Here is a 2,901-nt window from a genome sequence, read left to right as displayed (position 1 = left end):
GTACCGCTGCCCGGCCGAGGCCTGCGAGGCCCGTACGGTCGTCAGCGCCGCCAGCCCGCGGGCGTGATCCGTGCGCGGCTCGCGGGCCAGCCCGCTGTCCACCACCACGCGCACCCCCGGCACCGTCAGGCTCGACTCGGCCACCGCCGTCGCCAGCACCACCCGCCGCGGATCCCCGGGGCCCCGCCCCGCCAGCACCGCGTCCTGCACCGCCGCCGGCGCCCGGCCGTGGACCTGGAGCACCTCCGCCGCGCCACCCATGCCGCCGAGCATCCCGGCGACCCGGGCGATCTCGCCGACGCCGGGCAGGAAGCACAGGACATCCCCCTCCCGCTCCGCCAGCGCCCGGCGTACCGTCGCCGCGACATGGTCGAGCAGCGCCGGGTCGACGCGCATCCCGTGCGGCGGCCGTACGGGCCGTGCCGGCGGCGACCACACCACCTCGACCGGGTGCGTGGTGCCCCGCGCCTCGACCACCTCGGCGTCGAGCAACCGCGCCCAGCCGCCCGCGTCCGTGGTCGCCGAGGCGGCGACGAGCTGCAGCTCAGGCCGCAGCGCCGAGCGGACGTCCAGCAGGAACGCGGCCACTGTGTCGGCGTCCAAGTGCCGCTCGTGGCACTCGTCGAGGATCACGACATCCGTGCCGCCCAGCTCCTGATCCCGCTGCAGCCGCTGCAGCAGCACCCCCGTGGTGACGACCTCGACGACGGTACGGGGCCCCGCCCGGCGCTCCCCGCGCACGGTGAACCCGACCCGCCCACCGACCTCCTCCCCGAGCAGCCACGCCATCCGCCGCGCGGCCGCCCGCGCCGCCATCCGCCGCGGCTCGGCGACGACGACCTTGCGGGGCGGCGGGCCATCGCCGGTAGGTCCAGCGAGCCCGGCCAGCACCAGCGGCACGAGCGTGGTCTTGCCGGTGCCCGGCGGAGCACACAGCACGGCCGCGCCCTTCGCGTCCAGCGCGGCCAGCAGAGCAGGGAGGGCGGCGCGCACGGGCAGATCGGCGGCGGCGAGGCGGTCAGTCACGGGACCAGTCTCCCTGCCCGGCGCCCGAGGCCCCCGCGAGGGGCGGCGCCGCCGGCGACCAGGGCCTCGCCTCCGTCCCGTTTCGCTCCCCTGGCACACGGGCACGCGGGGTTCTGGTCCGACGCAACGGTTCACCGGCCGGTCCACGCGTACCGGCCCCGGGAGTTGAAGGCCCCATGGGAGCCACCGCCACTCGCACGCCCCCTGCCCCGTCGTCCGCGGCGCCGCAGCCGTCCGCCCGGCGGTGGCCGGCGCTGGCGGTGCTGTGTGTGTCGCTGCTGATCGTCACGCTCGACAACACCGTCCTGAACGTGGCCCTGCCCACGCTCGTCCGCAGGATGGACGCGACGCCCAATCAGTTGCAGTGGGTCGTCGACGCGTACGCCCTCGTCCTCGGCGGGCTGCTGCTGGTCGCGGGCAGCCTCGCCGACCGGATCGGGCGGAAGCGGACGTTCCTGGCCGGTCTGGTGCTGTTCGCCGCCGGGTCGACGTGGGCGGCGTTCTCCGGCTCCGTCGAGATGCTGATCGCCGCGCGGGCCGGCATGGGCATCGGCGCCGCGCTGATCATGCCGTCGACGCTGGCCCTGATCACCGACATGTTCCCCGAACCCGGCGTACGGCAGCGGGCGATCGGCATCTGGTCCGCCACCAGCGGCCTCGGCATCGCACTCGGCCCGATCGTCGGCGGCCTGCTCCTCGAACGCTACTGGTGGGGCTCGGTCTTCCTGATCAACGTGCCCATCGCGGCACTCGGCCTGCTCCTCGCCCTCCTCCGGGTCCCCGACTCCCGGAATCCGCATGCCGCCCGCCCCGACGTGCTCGGCGCGCTGCTGTCCATCGCCGGGATCGGCGCGGTGCTGTGGGCGGTCATCGAGGCACCGGTGCACGGGTGGAGCTCGCGCCCGGTGCTGTACGCCGGGGGCGCCGGCATCGTGATGCTGCTCCTCTTCACGATGCGCGAGCTGCTGACCTCGCATCCCATGCTGCACCTCGACTTCTTCCGGCGGCGCAGCTTCACGGCGGCGGTGCTGTCGGTGGCGCCGGCGACGTTCGGGCTGTTCGGCGGGATGTTCGTGCTGACGCAGTACCTCCAGTCCGGCCTCGGCTATTCCCCGTACGAGGCCGGGCTCCGGCTGCTGCCCAACGCCGGCGCGATCGCGGTCTGCGCACCCGCCGCGGCGCTCCTGGTCCGCAAGGTCGGCACGAAGGCCACCGCGACGGCGGGCCTGCTGGCGCTCGCCGCCGGGCTGGCACAGATGTCGACGGTGTCCGCCGGCTCCACGTACGGCGATGTGCTGCCCGGCATGATCCTGACCGGCGTGGGTGCGGGCCTGGTGCTCCCGTCCGCGACCGGCTCGGTGATGGGCTCACTGCCACGCGAGCACACGGGCGTCGGCTCCGCGACGAACGGCACCTTCCTGCAGGTCGGCGGTGCCCTAGGCGTCGCCGTGATCGGCAGCCTGCTGACGACGCGCTACACGGACCGCATGACCGCATACGCGGGCGAGATCCGGCTCCCGCGCGCACTGGAGGGCGCAGCGACGGAGTCGATCGGCGCGGCCCAGCGAGCAGCGGCCCAGGCGGGCGGCGAGACGGGCGCCGCCGTGCTCCAACTCGCCCGCCGCGCCTTCACGAGCGGCATGAGCATCGCCTTGCTGGCGGGCGCGGCCGTGGCGCTGGTGGCGGCGGGTGCCGGGTTCCGGGAGCACGTTCGGTCTCAGTGAGGGCGGCGGCCGCGCTTGGCTCGGTGGCGGCCGTGGGCGAAGGCCGGGGTGAAGTGGTGCTCTCGGCCGCGGTGTTCGCCGTGGCGGTGCGAGGTGCGGCGGCGTTGCGGGGTGGGTGCGGCTTCGGGGGGTCGTGAGTCCGGCTGGGTGT

At 75.4% G+C, this 2,901-nt stretch carries 2 protein-coding genes; one reads left to right on the top strand and one right to left on the bottom strand.

Annotation, left to right across the window (positions count from 1 at the left end; genetic code table 11):
* Window positions 1–1,026, bottom strand: a 1,026-nt coding sequence (locus G5C51_RS41250) for a DEAD/DEAH box helicase (protein ID WP_165245964.1), incomplete at its 3' end; no start/stop codon positions are given.
* 176 nt (window positions 1,027–1,202) lie between these two features.
* On the opposite strand from G5C51_RS41250, the gene G5C51_RS41245 reads away from it, so the two are divergent.
* The gene (locus tag G5C51_RS41245) at window positions 1,203–2,750 is read left to right on the top strand and encodes an MFS transporter (RefSeq protein ID WP_165245962.1); all 1,548 of its coding nucleotides are present in this window, start codon (window positions 1,203–1,205) and stop codon (window positions 2,748–2,750) included.
* The last annotated feature ends 151 nt before the right edge of the window (window positions 2,751–2,901 follow it).

Origin of the sequence: Streptomyces coryli (assembly GCF_011044975.1) — a bacterium.
GTDB classification, from domain to species: Bacteria; Actinomycetota; Actinomycetes; order Streptomycetales; family Streptomycetaceae; genus Streptomyces; species Streptomyces coryli.
The sequence above is the reverse complement of the archived record's forward strand: the minus strand, read 5'-3'. Positions and strand labels throughout refer to the sequence as shown.

Bases quoted from the DNA above. Each gene is read 5' to 3' on its own strand.
- G5C51_RS41245 (WP_165245962.1), top strand. From the start codon at position 1,203: ATGGGAGCCACCGCCACTCGCACGCCCCCTGCCCCGTCGTCCGCGGCG.